The following is an 18906-nucleotide window of genomic DNA, read 5'->3' on the forward strand; positions in this document are numbered from 1 at the left end:
TTCGAAGAGAATAGGACAGAAGGGCATGCGCCCGAATGCGTCAACGGTGGGCCGCGCATTTCTGCGCGACGGGTCAATAGCTGCGCGTGCGGCGATCAAATATCCGGCGGCCAAAGGCGCTGGCGGCCAAATCAACCATCACTTTGGCCGTGCGGCCACGGTCATCAAGAAACGGGTTCAATTCGACCAAATCCATGGATGTGACCAAGCCAGAGTCGTGCAGCATTTCCATCACAAGATGCGCCTCGCGGACAGTTGCGCCGCCCGGAACCGTGGTGCCTACGGCAGGCGCGACATCGGGGTCCAGAAAGTCGACGTCCAAGGACACATGCAATTGACCGTTGGCCTGTTGCACGCGCTTGAGAAAGGCCGCGAGCGGTTTGGCAATGCCGCTTTCGTCAATTTCACGCATGTCGTGCCGATGGATGTCGCTGGCCTCAAGGGCCTTGCGTTCGGCTTCGTCTACGGATCGAAGCCCGATAATACAGATATTGGTTTGGAGAACGGGGTGCGCGACCTCTGGAAACCCGTCAAACCCGTCAGCCCCTGAAAAATAGGCCACTGGGGTGCCATGCAAATTGCCAGAGTCGCTGCTGAGGGGGGTGTGAAAATCGCTGTGGGCATCCAGCCAAAGCACAAATTGCGGACTACCTTGTTTGGCAGCGTGGGCCGCAACACCGGACACGGTGCCAGCCGACAGTGCGTGGTCGCCACCCAGAAAAATGGGCACGCCTTCGGACATCGCGGTTTCAGCGGCGTCAGCAAGCGACTGCGTCCATGCAATGGTCTCGTTTAGGGCAAACAAGGGGTGATCCGGATGATCGTCTTTGAAGGGACGCGGGGCCAAGTTCCCCTGATCCACAACGTCATGCCCCAAATCCACCAGAGTTTCGCGCAGGCCAGCTGTGCGATAGGAATCGGGCCCCATGAGACAGCCACGCCGACGTTTGCCAGAGTCGACCGGAGCGCCGATGAGTATACAGGTTTTTGGGGGCATGATGTTGTCCGCTGTGTTTCAGTGGATCAAGGATGGTTTCGATTTGTGTTGATTTATACCGGACAATTTGTTCAATACGGAGGTAATTTGTACCTTTAGAAGGTTGTTTTGTCCGAAATGGATCATCTAGACAATAAATTGATATCTGCCTTGCGCCACAACGCGCGTGCATCTCTGTCTGATCTTGCAATCCTGCTTGGGGTGTCGCGGACAACCGTGCGGGGGCGGATCGAGCGCCTTCGCGATAGCGGTGATATCGTCGGGTTTACTGTTGTCCTTAAAGGAGATGCACACCGCGACGCCGTGCGGGGTCTGATGATGATCGGGATTGAAGGGCGCGGCACAGAGCGCATCACCCGCCAGTTAAACGGTTTGCCCGAAGTGCGCACCATTCATAGCACCAACGGCCGATGGGATCTGATTGTAGAGTTGGGCACAGACACGCTTGAACATCTGGACGCGGTGCTTGGACGTATTCGCAAGTTTGACGGTGTCAGCATCAGCGAAACCAACTTGCTGCTGGCAACGCGCAAGGCCGCCTGAGGTTTTAGGCGGCCGGACGTTTCGCGACCGCTTGGCGGGCAAGCCAAATCCATGCAACAGCGATGGCCAAGGACCCAATTGCGTTCAGATTGGCCATTGTGACCCCAAACATTTGCCACGGGATTTCATCGCACAATGCGGGGGCAGGGCCATCCATAGATAGCAAACTGTTTGGATCAAGCGCACCGCGGCTTGTGCAGGATTCCGGCCCAAGCCACCATTTGCGCTCGATACCGGAATGGTAAAACCCGACGGCCGACGTGACCAACAGCGACAGCGCGGCAAGATAATACCAAAGCTTTGTGCCAAGCGCATAGGCCAACGCGCCAAACGCGGCGGCGGCCCAATGCGGATATCGTTGATAAAAACACAGCTCGCAGGGGGCCATCCCCCCGATATACTGAAACCCCCAAGCGCCCAAAATAGATGCGATGGAAAATCCGGTCAGCACCAAAATCATGAGGCGTGATTGAAGTCGGGTCATAGATATCTCACCAAAACAAAGCCGCCAAACAGCAGCACAAGGAAAACGGTTGCGACAAGCCCAAGCCGGTTTTCGATAAAATCCCGTACCGGCTCGCCGAATGTCCGCAAAAGACCAGCGACAATGAAAAAGCGCAAGCCCCTTGCCAGTAACGAGGTCGCGAGGAACACGCCCAAGGGCATGCCTGTCCATCCAGACATGATGGTGATGACCTTGAAGGGGAACGGCGTAATGCCTGCACCTAGGACCGCCCAGAACCCAAAGTCGTTAAACTTGGTGTTGAATTCGGCCACGGCATCCCCCTTGCCAAGGCTTTCCAAAATTGGCTGGCCAAGTTGTTCAAACGCAAAGGCACCGATCGCATAGCCCAACAATCCGCCCAGAACCGAGGCCACCAACGCGACCAGCGCGATCAGCCACGCGCGTGACGGGCGCGCAAGGATCATTGGAATCATCAGAACATCTGGTGGGATCGGGAACACAGAGCTTTCGATAAAGCTGACAAATGCCAACGCCCAAAGAGCTTTGGGGTGATCAGCCAAATGCATGGTCCAGTCGTACAGCCGTTTGAGCATTGTTCTGGGTCCTCAAAATCTTTTTGTCCTATTGGGGACTTGGGACGGGAAACTGGGCAAAATATCAAGTGAATAATGTGTCTGGTTCGGTGTTCATGCGAATTATCGCCCGTACGGGGCCCGTACAGGGCTGGTGTGGCGTTGTCGTCGCGGCAGGTCGCTCAGGCGGAAATCGTGCAGAGTGTGCAGTGTCTGAAAATTTTCAAAAATCTGTAATTTCAGGCTGGACGACGGTCGTCGCCTTGGGTAGACCACACGAACGGAGCCCAAGTGGCGGAATGGTAGACGCAGGGGATTCAAAATCCCCCGCCTTAACGGGCGTGCCGGTTCGAGTCCGGCCTTGGGTACCACTTGCTTTTGCAAGTATCCAGGCTCCGAGAAAAGCCTCCTTCGGGAGGCTTTTTCTGTTATTATGGATCGTCTCTTCGTGTCGGACGGCGCGGATCGTTCGAATAGCGCCCCGCCGTTTGTGGACCACATGTCTTGGAGCCGGTGGGTAAGTGTGTAAAAATAGCGCGAACCTGAGCAGGAATACGCATGACTTCTCATTCTAGAGTCCGGTCTATGGTTGGCGTGGCTTGTCTGGCCAGTGCGTCTTGGTGTCTACCGTTTGGCGATATGGCGCATGCCGACCAGAGCCTTGTGGCACGGTCGACAATACCAGTGAAACAGGCCGCAGAAAATGAGGATATCGGATTTCGCCGTGGCTCGTTTATTGCCGCGCCTATTCCGTTTTCCAACCCATTGATTGAAACTGGCCTGGCCTTGGGTTTGGGATATCTGTTTCAAGCAGACCCCGACTCGGGAACCTCGGTGCTTGGGGTTGGTGGGCTTAAGTCGAGCAATGGCAGTGAGGCCTTTGGACTCACTGTAAATTTGTCGCTAGATGCAGATCGCTGGAATTTTGGTGGCACATTTGCCGATGCTGACTTGAACTATGATCTGATTTTCAATTCACTTAAAATTCCGATTTCTCAAACCGGAACCTTGGGGCGTGTGTATGTGACACGTCAGGTTGCTCCTAACTTATCGTTGGGGCTGATGGGGCGGTATCTCTCTACAGAGTTGAGTTCAGGGGCGTCGTCCTTTGGCGCCACCCCGCCGAACTATTCGCTTCTTGGGGGCGTGGAAACCTTGAGCTATGGGGTCAGTGCAGAATTTGACACTCGAGACAGTGACATTTATCCGCGGTCTGGACGTCGCCTATACGTCACCGCGTTGGGGAACGAACCCTCAACGGACTTGATTGGCACGTATGACGTATACACAGCGGTTGCCAACAGCTACCACGCGTTGGGCGAAGACAGTGTGCTGGCCTTTCAGGCCGTTGGCTGCGCCACATCCGAGACTGCGCCGTTTTATGATCTCTGTTCGATTGGCGGAACGGATTCCATGCGGGGATTTAACCCGACCAAGTTTCTTGATGGGCGGCTTGCCTCGCTTCAGGTGGAATATCGCCGTCAGATGAGCAAGCGCTTTGGACTGGTAGCATTCGCCGGGGCAGGGGCTGTTGGTGCGTCTTTCGGGGATTTGGATGACTATGGGATCGCCGGCGGTGTGGGGCTTCGGATCGGAGTTTCCAAGACGTTGCCGGTCAATTTCGCGATTGATGTGTCGCACAACCACCTGAATGAAACGTTGCTATATCTTTCCGTCGGTGAACGGTTTTAACCACACTCCAAATCGGGCAGGTTGGGGTGACGTGAGGCAGATTTTGCAAACCTTGGGATAGGATGACACATGAATTTACGATCAACGGTCGCCAGTGGTGTCATTGCGCTGGTGATGACAATATCGTCGGCAAGTTGGGCCGGACCTGTTGAACAGCAAATTCAGGCGCAGATTCAGGCTTTTGCAGAGGGTGATACTTCGGGATCAAGCGTGTCTTTGGATGCGGATGTGTTTGTGCCGCGTTTTTATCAGCAACGCGCATATCAGGCCGCGTGGTTTGGAACAGCAGCAGGACAAGATTTGGTCCAAGAGATTCATCGCGGGGTGTCTCATGGGTTTCTGCCAAGTGACTTCCATCTGGATATTTTGACAGACCTTCAAGCCACAGCCCAGCGCACGGGCAATGCTGCCGATATTGCGGCCTTCGAAGTGGTCGCCTCGGATGCGGCCGCCAAGCTGTTGACCTATTCCATTTTTGGCAAAGTCGACCCTGCCAAGCTGGACGATGATTGGAATTTTGAGCGTCCGGTTCTCAAACAAGACCCTGCTGGGGTGTTGAACAGCTATTTGGCGGGCGACGGGTTCTCAGCACTCATGGGGCGTATTCTGATTGATCAGCCGCAATATGATCAACTTGTCACTGCCTTGGCGGCGTACCGTGAGGTCGCCGCAAACGGCGGTTGGCCACATGTCGTTGACCGCGAGGTTCTCAAGCCCGGCATGATTTCCGAAGTTGTTGTCGCCTTGCGGTATCGGCTTGCTGCGGAACATGCATTGAATGAAGGGCAGATTTTGCCAAATGCACCGGAAAGCGGTGAAGATCCGGCTTGGGTGTATGACACGGGCCTTGTGCGCGATGTAAAGGCTTTTCAGGCGCGCCACGGGCTTGAGGCAGATGGTGTCATTGGGCCGAAATCTTATCAGGCTCTCAACCGCACGGCTCAAGAACGTGTCGATCAAATCCGGTTGAGCCTTGAGCGCGCACGCTGGTTGATGCGAGATTTGGATGGGGATTATGTGCTGGTCAATATTGCAGGCGGGCGCACATATCTGGTGAAAGAAGACGGCAGCACATGGATCACCCGATCGGTGACGGGATCACAGTATCGCAAGACACCCGTGTTCCGGGATGCAATCCAGTACATGGAGTTCAACCCAACGTGGACCGTGCCGCATTCCATTTTTGTCAAAGACAAGCTTGCGGTTATTCGCAAAGACCCAAAGTATCTTGAGCGTAACAACTATGTTGTGCGGGGGGCAGATGGCAAACTTGTGTCGCCGTCACAGGTGAACTGGTCGGCTGATAATCCAGGTGTGACATTGGTACAGCAACCGGGTCCGACGAATGCGCTTGGCTTGGTCAAATTCATGTTTCCCAACAAATATGCCGTATATCTGCATGACACCAACAATCGTGATCTGTTTCAGCGCAACGAGCGCAACCTAAGTTCTGGATGCGTGCGCATCGAATATCCGTTCGAGTTCGCCAGCCTGTTGATGGAAGCCGACACAAGTTGGAACGAAGCCAAAATGCAAGATATTCTCGCCAGTAAACAGACCACGCGGGTCACTTTGCCTGCGCCAGTGCCGGTATTGCTGACCTATTGGACCGCTTGGCTCGAGGATGGGGCCGTGCAGTTTCGCGAAGATATCTATGCGCGCGACACACCTATCTTGAAGGCCCTCAACCGGTAATCCCGACGCTGGGGGCATGGCGCGCGGCCCCATATGAGGTCGCGCGCCGTACTATCTGGGCTTTGACGTGTTCAGCGCCGCTTGTGCGGCTTCTTCAACGGCGGCTTGGGCACCGGCACCCGCCGCAGAGCCGTCGCTGGATCGCACGCGCACTTCGCGCACGGCCACGTCAATGCCTTCTTCTTTGAACATCTTGCGCACGGCCTCGTATACCACGCGGCGCAGTTGAAACTGTTCTCCGGGGCGGGATTTGAACGATGCCCGTACGATCATGGCACTGTCGTCCATCATCACCACACCCGAAGATTTGAGAGGCTCGACAAACAAATGTCCAAAGGTTTCATCCGTCAAAAGCGTCTGGCCCAGCGCCTTGAATTTCTTGCGCAGCGCATGAGTGTCTGTGTCAAAGGGCACGCGGAAGTCCATTTTGAAAATCACCCAATCGCGCGAATGGTTGGCGATGGTCTGGATCTCGCCAAAAGGCACCGTATGCAACGCCCCAAGATGGTGGCGGATTTGCAGGGATCGAATGCCTGCCCGTTCAATGGTGCCCATGGCCACGCCTGTGTCGACATAATCGCCAACGCGAAAGGCGTCATCCAATAGGAAAAACAAGCCCGATACGATATCTTTGACCAAAGCTTGGCTGCCCATGCCGACCGCAAGCCCAATCACGCCCGCGCCAGCAAATAATGGCACAACATCGACGCCGATCGCTGACAACCCAATCATGCCTGCGATAATGGCGATCCCCGCCAGCATGCTGTTGCGCATCAACGGCAAAAGCGTGGCGATCCGTGTTTGGCGAGCGGTTTCGCTTTCGCCTGCGCGTGGGGCCGCGCGGCACAGCACACGTTCGGTGCCAATCAAAACCAGTTGCCACAGGATATACGCAATGAATGTGGTAATCAAAAGTTGCGTCAATGCGGGCACAAGCCCCCCAACGGTGCGCGCCGCGACCAGTCCATGCCATGGGCCGCTCCAGATACGGAGCAGCAACAGCAACGTTACAATCACGACCGCAGCGCGCCCCATGCGGGCAAAAAACTGGGCAAAGCTCGGGATGGTCGGGAATTGGGCTTGTTCATCATTGCGTCGATCCACACGGGTGGCCCAATCATCCAGCATCAGACACACTGCAATGGCCAGCATGACCGTCATAAAGCTAAAGATGGCCAGTTTGTTGGCCTCCATACGGCCCAACAACAATAGGATCGAGGTCGCAAACCACGACAGTGTCACATAGATGGACGCCATGAGGTGCCACACCCCGGCAAATGACGACCAGCCCTTGCCGCGTTCGCGCCCTTCAGAGCCATATCGCAGAATTTGTGCAATCGTCGGGCGGTTGGCAAAGAAAGCCAACATCACCCAAAGCGCAAGCGCACTCCGGCTGGCCAACACAAAGATCAACACCGCCTTGGGTTCCATCGCGCCGGAATGAAACAGGCTTGCGGTGACAAATGAAAACCCTGCAAAGGCGGCAATGCCCGTCACCCACCAATACAAACGACGGGCGGCGGCATCATCCAGATGCACGATACGCATCTCGGGATAAAATGGGGCCAGCACCATCCGGCTGCAAATGGTAAACACGCGCACAGCGAGAATTGCCGTGAGATAGGTGATCACCACGGTTTGGGCGACCGGATCTTGTTGGGTGGCCATCAAAAGCGGCCAACCCCCAAGGCAGGCAAAGATCGACAGACCCACCATGTTGGCCCCAAACCAGCCAAAGCGCCGCCCGATCCCGATATGGCCATCGCTCTCTTTGGTCAGCTTGATGCGTGACTGGACTGTGCGAAACACCAATTCTGCCAACACCCCGATGCCCAAGTAAAACAACGACTGAAACAGCAGGCTCCAGCTGTTGAAGCCAGTCGCGTGCAGGCGCACGAAAAAATGCCCGATTTCGGATGGAAAGCTGGGAATATAGGCAATCAGCGTGGCAAGGTTTTCCGCCGCCCGAGAGGAACTGGCGGCCAGCGTATCAAACACCACTTGGGTGGTGCCAAAAAACTCTTCTGCCATGTCGGGGGCAGGGGGTTCTTGGGCATCCGCGGCGCGCGCAAAAAGGCCAAACATAATGCCCAGAACGGGAATGGCGAGAAATGGTTGAGCAAGTCGGCGCATGGGTGCCCCTGTCTTAAAATCAAGTTGAACAAGACGGTACCGACAACACCTTGATCGAACAAGGGAAACTGTTTGATCCGTGTATATGCTATGCTACCCTTAAGCCACCAAATGTGGTTTTCTAAGAAACGGGAACAAGAGCGTGCGCAAATTTCTGGTGTCTGGGTTGGTCTGTCTTGGTGTTCTTGGGGCGGGTCCGGCACCGGCACAGGATGTCCCCGATTTAGAGACGCTGACCCTTTACGCAGAGTTTGAAACCTTGCGCAGTGCGTCCCCCAGCGACGCACTTGATATCGCAGATCAGGTTTTGGCACGCGCGGACGATCCGGATATGCGTCTGGATTTTGCCCGAACGGCGTTGGCAGCAGGCGATCCTGACCGGGCGCTGGCGTATATCAAACGCCTCAAGTTTGGCTTTGAACCCGCGGACCCACGTGCGGCGGACGTTCTGGACATCATGACCTTGGCGTATACGGCGCTTGGGGATGACGCCGCAGCGCTTGAACACGCCTTGCTGGCCTATAATGCCGTTGAAAAACGCCTTGGTGCCGAGAACCCTGCGTTATTGGTGCGGCTGGACGCGCTTGAACCCATGATCAGGGCGCAAAATCCTGCGTTGATGGCCGAAGTCCGCAAGATGCGCCGACACATTGAAAAGGTCCAAGACACGGATGCCAGTGATGGCCGTATCGCGGGCATGCGCGATCTTCAGGAACCGACAGCCGTCCAAGTTTGGTATGGCACCAACCGGCAACCGACGGGCCAAGCCGATCCCGCTCTGGCCTTTGGCACCGAAATTGGTGCGCTGTCTGTGGGGACGCTCACAGTCACCATTCCGCCCAACCATCTGGCGGGATTGATCGAACGACCCACAGGATGGTTCTTTACCGAGCAACTTGATCCGACCCAACATGTTGTTCTGGCCGAAATGCAGACCATGACCAAAGACGTCTTTGCCCAAGGGTGTTGTGACGCAGAGGATCGTCTGTTGTTTATTCATGGGTATAACGTGTCCTTTCACGACGGTGCCTTGCGTGCAGCACAGTTGTCGTATGATCTCGAATTCCCTGGCACGTCGATGTATTACAGCTGGCCCTCAAAGAGCTCGTTGTATGGATATCTCAGCGATGCCAACAATGTGGTCGCGTCCCGCCCAGCAATGGAAACATTTTTTGAAATGGCCACGCGCGGGTCGGGTAAATTGCATGTTGTGGCCCACTCCATGGGCAACCGGTATGCGCTTGAAGCCCTTGAGACATTTTTTCTCAAATATCCGGACCGCACGTTGGGGCAATTGGTTCTGGCCGCACCGGATGTGGATCGGGCCGAGTTGGCCGCACGATTTGAGGGCATTCGCGCACATACCGATGGTGTAACGCTTTATGCTTCCAAACACGATCTGGCGCTTCAGATATCGCGACGTGTGAATGGGGCCGCACGGGCAGGGGATGCCAATGGCACGCCTTTGCAACTGGCGGGGCTTGATACTGTTGATGCCTCCTTGGTCGAAGCAGATTCCTTGGGCCATTCGTATTTTGCGGACGCCCCAGAGCTATTGGGAGATATTCTGGGGGTCGTACGTCTGGGGTGGCAGCCTTCCGAACGCTGTGGGGTTGCTGCGCGCACGACAGCGTCGTCCACCGGCAGCGTCTGGGATGTGCGCCCCGACGGGTGTCCTGTTCAAGAGGTGCGTACCGCAGGTGATATGATGCGGGTGCATGGTCAGGATGCGCTTAGTCAGGCGCAAACCAGACTACAGTCCGCCGAGTCTGCGGATCAGAGCTTTTGGCTTGGGGTGATGGATGTGATCAAGCTGCGCGCGGCAAATTAAGCAATGCGTGTTGATGTCTGGCAAACGGGTATGCACCTGTTTTGACCTGAAAATGCCGAACTTGTTGCACTGCTGTGCCCGATTTCCGCCCAAGTCCCAAGACATAGTCGTGTAAGCCCAGAAATATTCTCTGGGGTTCTTAAGATTTTGTTTTGGTTTTCTTATGCATGTTGTCACTCATAAACGGCTTTCCCAAAAAACTGACACGGCGTCTTCCATCGCTCAGGTTTACGAGACCTTCTCGGATGTTACGCGGGCATCAGCTTTGGCACCATCCGGACAAGACCCGTCTGAACAGGCGTATTCCTGTTTTGCGCCTGATACCCGTATCAAGACAGTGCAAGGCGAGCGTTGCATTTGCGACCTTTCCCAAGGTGATATGGTTCTGACACGTGACAATGGCTTTCAATCCATACGATGGATCGGGGCACAAACTCTTTGTGATGATGCCCAAGATACCGCCGAGGATGTCATCGACATTGCGCAAGGCGCATTTGGGGCTGGGATGCCGGATGCAAAATTGTCGGTCTCAAGCTGTTTTCGGCTATTGGTGCGCACTGATGCGCTCTTGGATATTTCGGGGGTTTGCGAGGCGCTGATTACCGCAAAAGATCTCGTTGGATTGCCCCATGTCACGCGCAATACGCGCAAAACACCCCGTCAGTTCGTCTTGATTATTTTGGATCGGCACGAACTCATTCAGGCAAATGGGCTTTGGTGCGAGACTTTTCAGGCCCATAAACAGACCTTTGATCTGCCCGTGGGGGCGCAAGATCAGCGCGACACCCCAGAGACGCAAAGCCAAGATGTATTGAATAGGTTACGCGGTCAAACATATGGTCCGGCACGCTGTATGGTTCAGGCAGAACACGCCATCGCGATGATGTCTCAGACGTGGCGTGACCGCCAGTCGGCCCAGTCCTCTGGCGTATCCAAGTCCAATATCGCGTGATTGTCGGGCAAGCTGACATAGGTGATGGCAGACGCGTGTGCCTTGAGCACCGATCGCGCCCCCCGATCGCCTTGCAGTCCGCATAAGTCTTGGAACATTGAACGTGGAAAAATCACAGGGTGACCGTGGTCTCCGTCATCTGAAGTGGCGCGGTGGATCATCTCTGGTGCGGTGTGCCATGCAGCCAGCATTTTGGCCAAGTCATCTTCGCTCAAAAGCGGCATGTCTGCGGGAAGGATCATGGCCGCCGTGATGGATGGGGCACAGGCCTGAACCAAAGTGCGCAAGCTATGTGACATACCCAATGCCGGGTCTTGGACATGGACAAGTGTGAGGTTGGGGTTTTGCGCCAGACCGCCCAGCGCATCATGGCGCGCGATGTTGGTTGCGGGCAGGGCGATGATGACCTGACATCCCGTCGACAAGGCCCGCTTGGCCACATCACATAAGATGGGCCGCCCATGTACCAACTCAAGCAGTTTGTCAGCACCGTTCATGCGTCGAGACAGCCCGGCGGCCGGAATGAGAATGGCAAGCATAGCGCGACGTGACCCTTTGCGGTCTGTGAAAGACACTGGCGTGTTACTAATGTCACTGTGCTGGAAACCGATCTGATTGAAAAGAGCGTTCAAAATCATGATCTAAAGCCAGCTTGAACGGACCCAACGAAAAAAACACAAATGTTTCAAGTGATTGTGTCTGTGGGTGTGGCAAGCCATGTGCTAGTGTCGTTTGATGGAAATTGCGCATGTATCAAAAGTTTTGGCGTTTGGCGTTGCCTTGTTGGGGGCGGTTGGATCCGCGTGCGCCGAGCCTTATGCGTATATGTTGGATGTCAAACGTTCAAATGTGGCGTTTTTTTATGATTTGGGAGGCTTGGCCACCAAAGGCCACTTTCCAATTTCAGAAGCCGATGTCACCGTAGATTTGGCCAATGTCAGCGCATCAGAAGTTCGCGTTCGAATTGCAACGGAATTTGCGCGCGCAGGCGGTGCTTTTGCGACGATGGCGATGCGATCACCGGATTTGTTGCATACCGGTGCGTACCCCTATGCAGAATTTATCAGCCATACCGTGTCACGGAGCGACACTGGCGCGCGCATTTTGGGGGATTTGACCTTGCGCGGACAAACCCGTCCAATTGTGCTTGAGGCGAAATTCATGCGCGAGGCTGATGCGCCATTGGACAATTCCAAATTGGTGTTGCGCATTGAGGGGGGCGTCAACCGGTCAGACTATGGCGTGACAGGATTTCAAAAACTGGTTGGTGACCGCATCAACCTTGGATTTTTGGTCTATTTGGATCGGGATGCAGTCACGCAATAACCGCCAATAATTCGGGTCACGCCCCGGGCTTGCGAATTGGAACGCCGTACAGCTCAAGCTTGTGACCCATCAAACGATAGCCAAGCTTTTCCGCGATCTTTTCCTGCAGCGCTTCGATATCGGGGTCCACAAATTCGATGACCTCGCCCGAGTTGATATCAATCAGGTGATCGTGATGTTCGCGTTCTGCGTCTTCGTAGCGGGCGCGGCCATCCCCGAACTCGAGCTTGTCTAGTATGCCAGCCTCTTCAAAGAGTTTGACCGTGCGATATACTGTGGCCAGCGAAATACCCGAGTCGCGCGCCGAGGCCCGCGCATACAGTTCTTCTACATCAGGGTGATCTGCGCTTTCTTGTAACACGGCCGCAATCGTACGGCGTTGTTCAGTCATACGCAGGCCTTTGGCCTCGCAGCGGGCGATAATCGTGTCGGTCATAAGACAGTCCCTGTTGGTCTTGAACTAGGTTTTTAGCGGTGTGTTGTGGCTGTGACCACCTCTTTTCAAGAACTATCCACAGTCTTTATGACTTGACTTGTGGGGCAACAGGCCCCATCTGCACCTCTAACCGCCTTCTGCCGCGTGAGCAGCGATATACATCTGGGTCCGACAGACCCAATCAGAGGCGCTAAACTGATCCCAAAATCACGCGTGGGGCCAAGGTTTTGAACGGTGAAATTGCATACGGCAGTTCGCTAGGTTCGGGGCCTACCACCAGATTGCCCCGCTTCGGGGCTTAATGGCTTTGTGTCGTCACACAATGCCGGAAAGAATATGTATGACAACGTTTCAAGAAATGGGCCTGCCTAAGGCGCTTGTCTCAAAACTGGAAAAAAGCGGCATTTCGACGCCAACCCCCATCCAAACTGGTGCGATCCCGCACGCTTTGGAAGGTAAAGATGTTATGGGGCTTGCCCAAACCGGCACAGGGAAAACGCTGGCGTTTGGCCTGCCTTTGATTGCCCGTATGCAATCCTATAGCGGCAAGCCCGCGCCGCGCACCGTGCGCGGTCTCATTCTTGCGCCAACGCGCGAATTGGCCAACCAGATTTGCCAAAGCCTTAAGGATTTGCTGATCGGAACCCCGATGAAGGTGGGTCTTGTGGTGGGCGGCGTGTCGATCAACCCACAAATCGGCCGCGTGGCCAAAGGCACCGATATTCTGGTGGCCACACCAGGGCGCCTGATTGATTTGATGGAGCGCAATGCGCTTGACTTGGCGTCCACCGATTTTTTGGTTCTGGACGAAGCAGATCAGATGCTGGACCTTGGGTTTATCCATGCGCTGCGCAAAATTGCGGATTGGCTGCCTGAAAAACGCCAAACCATGCTGTTTTCGGCCACAATGCCGAAGCAGATGTCCGAAATTGCCGGCTCCTATCTAAATGATCCAGTCCGCGTGCAAGTGTCCCCCCCCGGTAAAGCCGCGGATAAGGTGACACAAGGCGTACACTTTATTGCCAAGGGCGAAAAAACCAGCTTGCTGATTGAATTGCTGGCCAAGCATCGTGACGAAGCCGCGATTGTGTTCTCGCGGACCAAACACGGCTCTGACCGCCTGATGAAGGCATTGGTCAAGGCCGGATACGAGGCGGGTACCGTGCATGGCAACAAGAGCCAAGGCCAACGTGAACGCGCCATCAAAGCCTTCCGGTCTGGTGAAATTCTGGTGCTTGTCGCAACAGACGTCGCGGCCCGTGGCTTGGATATTCCCGAAGTGCGCCACGTCTATAACTATGATCTGCCAAACGTGCCGGAAAACTATGTCCACCGTATTGGCCGGACTGCCCGTGCCGGTATGGACGGGGCAGCGGTTGCCTTCTGTAGCCCTGACGAGGTTGACGAGCTCAAGGCGATCCAAAAAGTCATGAAAATGGATATCCCTGTGCTGTCCGGAACACCGTGGATGGGCATGGATGATCCAAGCCATAAAACCAAACCTCGCAAGCCTGGCAATGGTGGACGCGGCAAGGGCGGCCCACGCCGTAAATCGCAAGGTGGCGGTGGCGGCGGTCAGAGCGCTGGTGGCCCAGGTGCTGGCGGCAAACCCGGTGGGGGACAACGTCGCCGTCGCGCCCCGAACCGCGGAAGCTCTGGCAAAGCAGCTTAATACAGTAAGGGCGGTGCAGGAGATGCACCGCCCTTTTGCGTCGTGAATTGCGGATAGTTTTCGCCGCCAAAATTACAGCATATCAGGCTCACGCCCCACTTTTTTGGCCAGTGGTGCCACCGTCAGGCCTTGGACAATGATCGAGAAAATCACCACGATATAGGTCGATGTCAGGATCAACGGTTTCCATTCATTTTCCGGGATAGACAAAGCCAGCGCGACGGAAATGCCGCCCTTTAGGCCGCCCCATGTCATGATTGGAATCACACCACGGCTGAATTTGCGGAATGGTTCCAAGGCCAGCACGGGCACCGAAACGGCCGCCAAACGTGCCACCAGCGACAGGCCAATCGCCAGCACACCCGCCTTGAGATAGGCCATATCAAAGGCCACGGCGAAGACTTCGAACCCAATCAGCAGAAACAGCACCGCATTCAGGATTTCGTCGATCAGTTTCCAGAATGCGTCTACGTATTCGCGGGTTTGCGCGCTCATTCCATGGGTGGTGCCAATATCGCCAATCAGCAAACCGGCACAGACCGCCATGATGGGCGCCGAGACATGGAGAGCCACCGCCAGCTCATAGCCACCAAAGGCAAGGCCAAGCGTCAAAAGCACCTCAAGAGAGTAATCATCAATGCGGCGCATGACCCGAAAGGTGATCCAGCCCAACACAATCCCCAGAAGCGCCCCGCCAAACGCCTCTTGGATGAACAGGATCGCCGCATCATCCAGTTCAGATGCCCCATGCCCCCCCCCATGACCGGTGTTGGCAAAAGCCATGCCCGACAGAACCAGAAACACCACATACCCCACACCGTCGTTAAACAGGCTCTCTCCGGCAATTTTGGTTTCCAGCGATTTGCGCAAATTGGCCTGACGCAAAACACCCAGAACGGCGACCGGATCGGTCGGTGAAATCAGTGCCCCAAACACCAGCGCAATGATCAAGGGCATGCCAGTGATCCAGCTAAAGCCGAACCCGACAATGGCGGTGGACAATCCAACGCCAATGGTGGCCATCAACGCCACCGGAATCCATTCGGCGCGTAAATCCGACAGCTTGACGTGCAAGGCGCCTGCAAACAAAAGCAACCCCAGCATACCCTCAAGCAACGTGTCCGAAAAATCGACACTGACCACCAGAGCGCGGGCGGTATCTGCGATCTCTAGTTGGGGGGCAAGCATGTCGACAGCCAGCAATCCAAAGCTGGCCAATAGCGCGACGATCAAAATGCCGATAGCCGCAGGAAGCTTCAAATACAGATAGTTAATCGCGCCAAACACGCCAGCAAGGACAATCAGAAAAGATGTAATTTGTAAAAAATGCATTGTGGTGTCCTTGGGAAATCCGTGCCTTGGCTACCACGCCCAAGGTCATTGTCACAAGGTATCCGCGCCCTTCAGGGTCAAATCTACCCATGCAGGCAGATGATCCGACGCAATGGCGGCGGGTCGCGCACTGTGCACACCATATTCGAGCGCCTTCAAGGGGGCATTTATCGCAAAGGCATCCAATGCGGCGACTGGGCGTGGCGCAGGAAAGCTGTGCGGGATATCGACGAAATCCAATCCGGGCGTTGCCGCATCCAATGCGCGCTTTGGACCCCATTCATTGAAATCACCGGCCAAGACGGTGGGCATGTCGGGGCGTTGGCGCAACAGGCGTGTGATGGCAGACAATTGAATCAGGCGAAACCGTCGCAAAAGCCCAAGGTGCACACCGATCACCCGCAAGGGGCCGATGGGTGTTGCCAGCTCTGCCAAAATTGCGCCCCGTGGTTCAAGGCCGGGCAAGTCGATCTTAAGGCTGTCGACCAAGTTGATATGTGGCCGTACCAACATGGCATTCCCGTGCCACCCCAAGGACCCGCCAGCCTGTCCAAACGGGAGAACGCGCCAACCATGAGTTTCGATCAGGTCAAAGGGCAGGGCTGTTGGACGCGGAGCCAGTCTTTTGTCGGCTTCTTGCAAAACAACGACATCTGCCTCAAGGCTATTGATCACTTGCAATGACCGATCCGGACGTCGACGCATGTCAAGGCCAACACATTTTTGCAGGTTATAGGTCGCAAGGCGGATTCGGTGGGCGTGGCGCATGGGATATTCTTGGGTCATTGGAACCATATTTGCCACCGCAAAATCAGAGTTTCCATGCCCCATGCCGTCACAGGTTGAAGATTGTTGCTTAACGAGACAATTAATCTGAAACCAACTGTCGTCCAGTGCTTGACTTTGGGTTCAAAAGCGTCGCCTGTGGCCTGATGGAACGCAAAACACATATCGATGCCTTTGGGGCGACATCACTGATATTGTTTGCCACATTGCTGGCGTTTAATCAGGTTGTGATCAAGGTCACAAATGGCGGGTTTGGCCCGGTGTTTGCCGCAGGGCTTCGGTCTGTGATTGGCTTGGTTTTTCTGGGTGCTTGGATGTGGTGGCGCGGGATCAAGCTGCCCATGGGGCGATCCTATGTTGTCATGGGTATCGTGTCGGGTTTGGTTTTTTCCCTTGAATTCATACTGTTGTATATCTCTCTTGATCTCACGGATGTCTCGCGCGCCAGTGTCATTTTCTATTCCATGCCTGTTTGGCTTACTTTGGCAGGGCATTTTGTCTTGCCGGGCGAACATCTGAATACCTCGCGCACGATCGGGTTATGTCTGGCAATGGGCGGGGTCGTTGTGGCGCTCAGTGATCGACAGGGCGGGCATGCCAGTTTGTTGGGCGATTTGGCCGCTTTGGGGGCCGCCATGAGTTGGGCCGCGATTGTGCTGGTTGTGCGGCTTGGACCGATGTCACGCATCAAACCCGAAGCACAACTGATGTGGCAACTGATTGTGTCTGCGGTGGTTTTAATGTCTGTGGCCCCGTTGTTTGGGGCGCTTTTGCGAGACCCGCAAGCGGTACATTTCGCAGGCCTGATGTTTCAGGCGGTGGGCATTGTGGCCATGGCCTATGTGTTCTGGTTCTGGTTGATGACCATCTATCCGGCCAGCTCGGTGGCCTCGTTCAGCTTTTTGTCGCCCGTGTTTAGCGTGTTGTTTGGATGGTGGCTGTTGGGCGAAACCGTGGGCGTGCAGATTTGGCTGGCCTTGGCGATGGTGGCCGTCGGCATTATCCTGATCAACCGGCGTAGATAAAAGCCGCGCCTTTTCCTGTTCAACGCTCCAATCAGGTGCCGCAAAATGTGAACGGAACCCGTTCTTCTTGTGTTGGGGGCCGTGTAAGGTCTTGGAATTCGGCGACATCTTCGAATGGGGCTGCCAATGCCCGGGACAACCGTGAAAACGGTGTCATGTCGCCCAGAACCGCGGCTTGTATCATTTCTTCGATCCGGTGGTTGCGTGGAATAATCGTTGGATTGGCCGCACGCATCGTCGCGACAGGATCAGTTTCGCGCTCAAGCCGGTCACGCCAGACGCGCGCCCAGTCTTGATAGCTGTCTCGATCTACAAACTGGTCTTGAGCTGCGTCGCGGGCCAAACTGGCAAATGTATTTGTGAAATCTGCGCCTTGGGTTGCCATCAACGTCAGGAAATCGCTCGAGATCTGGTCATCACCGGGGTGTGTTGTGGCAAATCCCAACTTGCGCCCAAGAGCCTGGCTCCAGAGGTGTTGGACTTTGGCCGGCATGGCGTGGATGATCTGGGTGAATGTGGTGACTGCCGCGTCGCGATCGGGCATCAATGGCACCAAAGCGGTGGCAAGCTGGGCCATGTTCCAAACAATGATGTCGGCTTGGGCCGCAAAGGCATACCGCCCCTTGCGGTCGATGGATGAAAAGACCGTCATAGGATGAAAGTCGTCCATAAAGGCACACGGCCCATAGTCGATGGTTTCGCCGGAAATCGCACAGTTGTCTGTGTTCATGACACCGTGAATAAAACCGACCGACATCCACTGCGCCACCAATGCGGCCTGACGATCCACAACAGCCTGTAAAAACGATGTCGGATCGCTGACGGTGGGATAATGACGCGCTACACAATATTCAAACAGGGCATTGAGCCCCGCAAGATCGCCGCGCGCTGCGAGTATTTGAAATGTACCGACGCGAATGTGGCTGCTGGCCACGCGGGTGAGCACAGCGCCGGGCAATGCGGTGTCGCGCTGAACCATCTCGCCCGTGGCAACCGCTGCCAAGGCGCGCGTGGTCGGAATGCCCAAGGCGTGCATGGCTTCGCTGACAACAAATTCGCGCAACACGGGGCCAAGCCATGCGCGCCCGTCGCCATTCCGAGAATACGGCGTGCGGCCGGATCCCTTTAGTTGGATGTCAAAGCCCTTTACGTCGCCCAACAAGATCGCCCGACCATCGCCCAACTGTGGGTTCCAATGGCCAAACTGATGACCCGCATAAAGTTGCGCCAAGGGTTCAGCCCCCTCTGGCACAAGGTTCCCACCAAACACCTGTGCGAGGTGATCAGTGTCATCTGTGCCCGTGATCCCAAGGTCGTTGGCCAGCGCGTGATTGAACGCCAGCAATTCTGGGGCACGCACAGGTGTCGGTGTCACCTTGGAAAAGAGCTGTGCAGGCAGGCGCGCGTAGGTGTTGTCAAAGTCGATGCGAAGGGCTGAAGTCATTCTA

The 18906-nt window shown here is 55.4% G+C and carries 17 protein-coding genes and 1 tRNA gene; 9 read left to right on the forward strand and 9 right to left on the reverse strand.

Features of this window, described 5'->3' with window-relative positions:
* Positions 1 to 73 precede the first annotated feature (73 nt).
* A complete protein-coding gene (rocF, locus tag FAP39_RS09195) occupies positions 74 to 997 on the reverse strand; it encodes an arginase (RefSeq protein ID WP_138016108.1) in 924 nt (307 codons plus the stop codon).
* A 117-nt stretch (positions 998 to 1114) separates the two neighbouring features.
* On the opposite strand from rocF, the gene FAP39_RS09200 reads away from it, so the two are divergent.
* The gene (locus FAP39_RS09200) at positions 1115 to 1540 is read left to right on the forward strand and encodes an Lrp/AsnC family transcriptional regulator (protein WP_138016109.1); all 426 of its coding nucleotides are present in this window, start codon (positions 1115 to 1117) and stop codon (positions 1538 to 1540) included.
* Positions 1541 to 1544: 4 nt separating this feature from the next.
* On the opposite strand, the gene FAP39_RS09205 is transcribed toward FAP39_RS09200, so the two are convergent.
* Together FAP39_RS09205 and FAP39_RS09210 are read right to left on the reverse strand one after the other, a co-directional pair.
* Positions 1545 to 2024 carry a disulfide bond formation protein B gene (locus FAP39_RS09205; protein WP_138016110.1) on the reverse strand — a complete coding sequence of 160 codons (480 nt, stop codon included), beginning with the start codon at positions 2022 to 2024 and terminating at the stop codon, positions 1545 to 1547.
* Positions 2021 to 2599, reverse strand: coding sequence for a YqaA family protein (locus FAP39_RS09210; protein ID WP_138016111.1), 579 nt, complete (start codon positions 2597 to 2599; stop codon positions 2021 to 2023). The genes FAP39_RS09205 and FAP39_RS09210 overlap by 4 nt, the downstream gene beginning before the upstream one ends.
* A 264-nt stretch (positions 2600 to 2863) precedes the next feature.
* Here FAP39_RS09210 and FAP39_RS09215 point away from each other — a divergent pair.
* From FAP39_RS09215 to FAP39_RS09225, 3 genes are all read left to right on the forward strand, one after another.
* A tRNA-Leu gene (locus FAP39_RS09215) sits at positions 2864 to 2949 on the forward strand.
* 187 nt (positions 2950 to 3136) lie between these two features.
* Positions 3137 to 4270 carry a BamA/TamA family outer membrane protein gene (locus FAP39_RS09220; RefSeq protein WP_138016112.1) on the forward strand — a complete coding sequence of 378 codons (1134 nt, stop codon included), beginning with the start codon at positions 3137 to 3139 and terminating at the stop codon, positions 4268 to 4270.
* A 69-nt stretch (positions 4271 to 4339) separates the two neighbouring features.
* Positions 4340 to 5965, forward strand: a complete 1626-nt coding sequence (locus FAP39_RS09225; RefSeq protein WP_246059038.1) for a L,D-transpeptidase family protein — start codon at positions 4340 to 4342, stop codon at positions 5963 to 5965.
* Between the two features lie 51 nt (positions 5966 to 6016).
* Here FAP39_RS09225 and FAP39_RS09230 read toward each other — a convergent pair whose 3' ends face one another.
* Positions 6017 to 8098, reverse strand: coding sequence for a mechanosensitive ion channel family protein (locus FAP39_RS09230; RefSeq protein ID WP_138016113.1), 2082 nt, complete (start codon positions 8096 to 8098; stop codon positions 6017 to 6019).
* A gap of 142 nt (positions 8099 to 8240) precedes the next feature.
* Here FAP39_RS09230 and FAP39_RS09235 point away from each other — a divergent pair, with 142 nt between their 5' ends.
* The gene (locus FAP39_RS09235) at positions 8241 to 9929 is read left to right on the forward strand and encodes an alpha/beta hydrolase (RefSeq protein WP_138016114.1); all 1689 of its coding nucleotides are present in this window, start codon (positions 8241 to 8243) and stop codon (positions 9927 to 9929) included.
* A 163-nt stretch (positions 9930 to 10092) separates the two neighbouring features.
* The gene (locus FAP39_RS09240) at positions 10093 to 10881 is read left to right on the forward strand and encodes a Hint domain-containing protein (protein ID WP_138016115.1); all 789 of its coding nucleotides are present in this window, start codon (positions 10093 to 10095) and stop codon (positions 10879 to 10881) included.
* On the opposite strand, the gene FAP39_RS09245 is transcribed toward FAP39_RS09240, so the two are convergent.
* Positions 10818 to 11519 carry a nucleotidyltransferase family protein gene (locus FAP39_RS09245; protein WP_246059041.1) on the reverse strand — a complete coding sequence of 234 codons (702 nt, stop codon included), beginning with the start codon at positions 11517 to 11519 and terminating at the stop codon, positions 10818 to 10820. The two genes, FAP39_RS09240 and FAP39_RS09245, sit on opposite strands and share 64 nt — an antisense overlap.
* 97 nt (positions 11520 to 11616) lie before the next feature.
* On the opposite strand from FAP39_RS09245, the gene FAP39_RS09250 reads away from it, so the two are divergent.
* On the forward strand, positions 11617 to 12207 hold the full coding sequence (locus FAP39_RS09250) for a YceI family protein (RefSeq protein WP_138016116.1): 591 nt from the start codon (positions 11617 to 11619) through the stop codon (positions 12205 to 12207).
* A gap of 16 nt (positions 12208 to 12223) precedes the next feature.
* Here FAP39_RS09250 and FAP39_RS09255 read toward each other — a convergent pair whose 3' ends face one another.
* Positions 12224 to 12643 carry a Fur family transcriptional regulator gene (locus tag FAP39_RS09255; RefSeq protein WP_138016117.1) on the reverse strand — a complete coding sequence of 140 codons (420 nt, stop codon included), beginning with the start codon at positions 12641 to 12643 and terminating at the stop codon, positions 12224 to 12226.
* Positions 12644 to 12983: 340 nt separating this feature from the next.
* Between FAP39_RS09255 and FAP39_RS09260 the strand changes: the two genes are divergently transcribed.
* A complete protein-coding gene (locus tag FAP39_RS09260) occupies positions 12984 to 14315 on the forward strand; it encodes a DEAD/DEAH box helicase (protein WP_138016118.1) in 1332 nt (443 codons plus the stop codon).
* A gap of 72 nt (positions 14316 to 14387) precedes the next feature.
* On the opposite strand, the gene FAP39_RS09265 is transcribed toward FAP39_RS09260, so the two are convergent.
* Both FAP39_RS09265 and FAP39_RS09270 read right to left on the reverse strand, forming a co-directional pair.
* Entirely contained in the window at positions 14388 to 15647 is a 1260-nt protein-coding gene (locus FAP39_RS09265; RefSeq protein WP_138016119.1) for a cation:proton antiporter, read from the reverse strand.
* A 51-nt stretch (positions 15648 to 15698) separates the two neighbouring features.
* Positions 15699 to 16442, reverse strand: coding sequence for an endonuclease/exonuclease/phosphatase family protein (locus FAP39_RS09270; protein ID WP_246059042.1), 744 nt, complete (start codon positions 16440 to 16442; stop codon positions 15699 to 15701).
* A 137-nt stretch (positions 16443 to 16579) separates the two neighbouring features.
* Between FAP39_RS09270 and FAP39_RS09275 the strand changes: the two genes are divergently transcribed.
* Positions 16580 to 17458: a DMT family transporter gene (locus FAP39_RS09275; protein WP_138016120.1), complete on the forward strand. Its 879-nt coding sequence runs from the start codon at positions 16580 to 16582 to the stop codon at positions 17456 to 17458.
* Between the two features lie 31 nt (positions 17459 to 17489).
* Here FAP39_RS09275 and FAP39_RS09280 read toward each other — a convergent pair whose 3' ends face one another.
* The gene (locus FAP39_RS09280) at positions 17490 to 18902 is read right to left on the reverse strand and encodes a protein adenylyltransferase SelO (RefSeq protein ID WP_138016121.1); all 1413 of its coding nucleotides are present in this window, start codon (positions 18900 to 18902) and stop codon (positions 17490 to 17492) included.
* Between the last annotated feature and the right edge of the window lie 4 nt (positions 18903 to 18906).

The organism is Shimia litoralis (assembly GCF_005518135.1).
GTDB classification, from domain to species: domain Bacteria; phylum Pseudomonadota; class Alphaproteobacteria; order Rhodobacterales; family Rhodobacteraceae; genus Shimia_E; species Shimia_E litoralis.

What these genes read in the sequence shown, in the direction of transcription:
- rocF (WP_138016108.1), bottom strand. Translation starts at nt 997, where the DNA reads ATGCCCCCAAAAACCTGTATACTCATCGGCGCTCCGGTCGACTCTGGC.
- FAP39_RS09200 (WP_138016109.1), top strand. Translation starts at nt 1,115, where the DNA reads ATGGATCATCTAGACAATAAATTGATATCTGCCTTGCGCCACAACGCG.
- FAP39_RS09205 (WP_138016110.1), bottom strand. Translation starts at nt 2,024, where the DNA reads ATGACCCGACTTCAATCACGCCTCATGATTTTGGTGCTGACCGGATTT.
- FAP39_RS09210 (WP_138016111.1), bottom strand. Translation starts at nt 2,599, where the DNA reads ATGCTCAAACGGCTGTACGACTGGACCATGCATTTGGCTGATCACCCC.
- FAP39_RS09220 (WP_138016112.1), top strand. Translation starts at nt 3,137, where the DNA reads ATGACTTCTCATTCTAGAGTCCGGTCTATGGTTGGCGTGGCTTGTCTG.
- FAP39_RS09225 (WP_246059038.1), top strand. Translation starts at nt 4,340, where the DNA reads ATGAATTTACGATCAACGGTCGCCAGTGGTGTCATTGCGCTGGTGATG.
- FAP39_RS09230 (WP_138016113.1), bottom strand. Translation starts at nt 8,098, where the DNA reads ATGCGCCGACTTGCTCAACCATTTCTCGCCATTCCCGTTCTGGGCATT.
- FAP39_RS09240 (WP_138016115.1), top strand. Translation starts at nt 10,093, where the DNA reads ATGCATGTTGTCACTCATAAACGGCTTTCCCAAAAAACTGACACGGCG.
- FAP39_RS09245 (WP_246059041.1), bottom strand. Translation starts at nt 11,519, where the DNA reads ATGATTTTGAACGCTCTTTTCAATCAGATCGGTTTCCAGCACAGTGAC.
- FAP39_RS09250 (WP_138016116.1), top strand. Translation starts at nt 11,617, where the DNA reads ATGGAAATTGCGCATGTATCAAAAGTTTTGGCGTTTGGCGTTGCCTTG.
- FAP39_RS09255 (WP_138016117.1), bottom strand. Translation starts at nt 12,643, where the DNA reads ATGACCGACACGATTATCGCCCGCTGCGAGGCCAAAGGCCTGCGTATG.
- FAP39_RS09260 (WP_138016118.1), top strand. Translation starts at nt 12,984, where the DNA reads ATGACAACGTTTCAAGAAATGGGCCTGCCTAAGGCGCTTGTCTCAAAA.
- FAP39_RS09265 (WP_138016119.1), bottom strand. Translation starts at nt 15,647, where the DNA reads ATGCATTTTTTACAAATTACATCTTTTCTGATTGTCCTTGCTGGCGTG.
- FAP39_RS09270 (WP_246059042.1), bottom strand. Translation starts at nt 16,442, where the DNA reads ATGGTTCCAATGACCCAAGAATATCCCATGCGCCACGCCCACCGAATC.
- FAP39_RS09275 (WP_138016120.1), top strand. Translation starts at nt 16,580, where the DNA reads ATGGAACGCAAAACACATATCGATGCCTTTGGGGCGACATCACTGATA.
- FAP39_RS09280 (WP_138016121.1), bottom strand. Translation starts at nt 18,902, where the DNA reads ATGACTTCAGCCCTTCGCATCGACTTTGACAACACCTACGCGCGCCTG.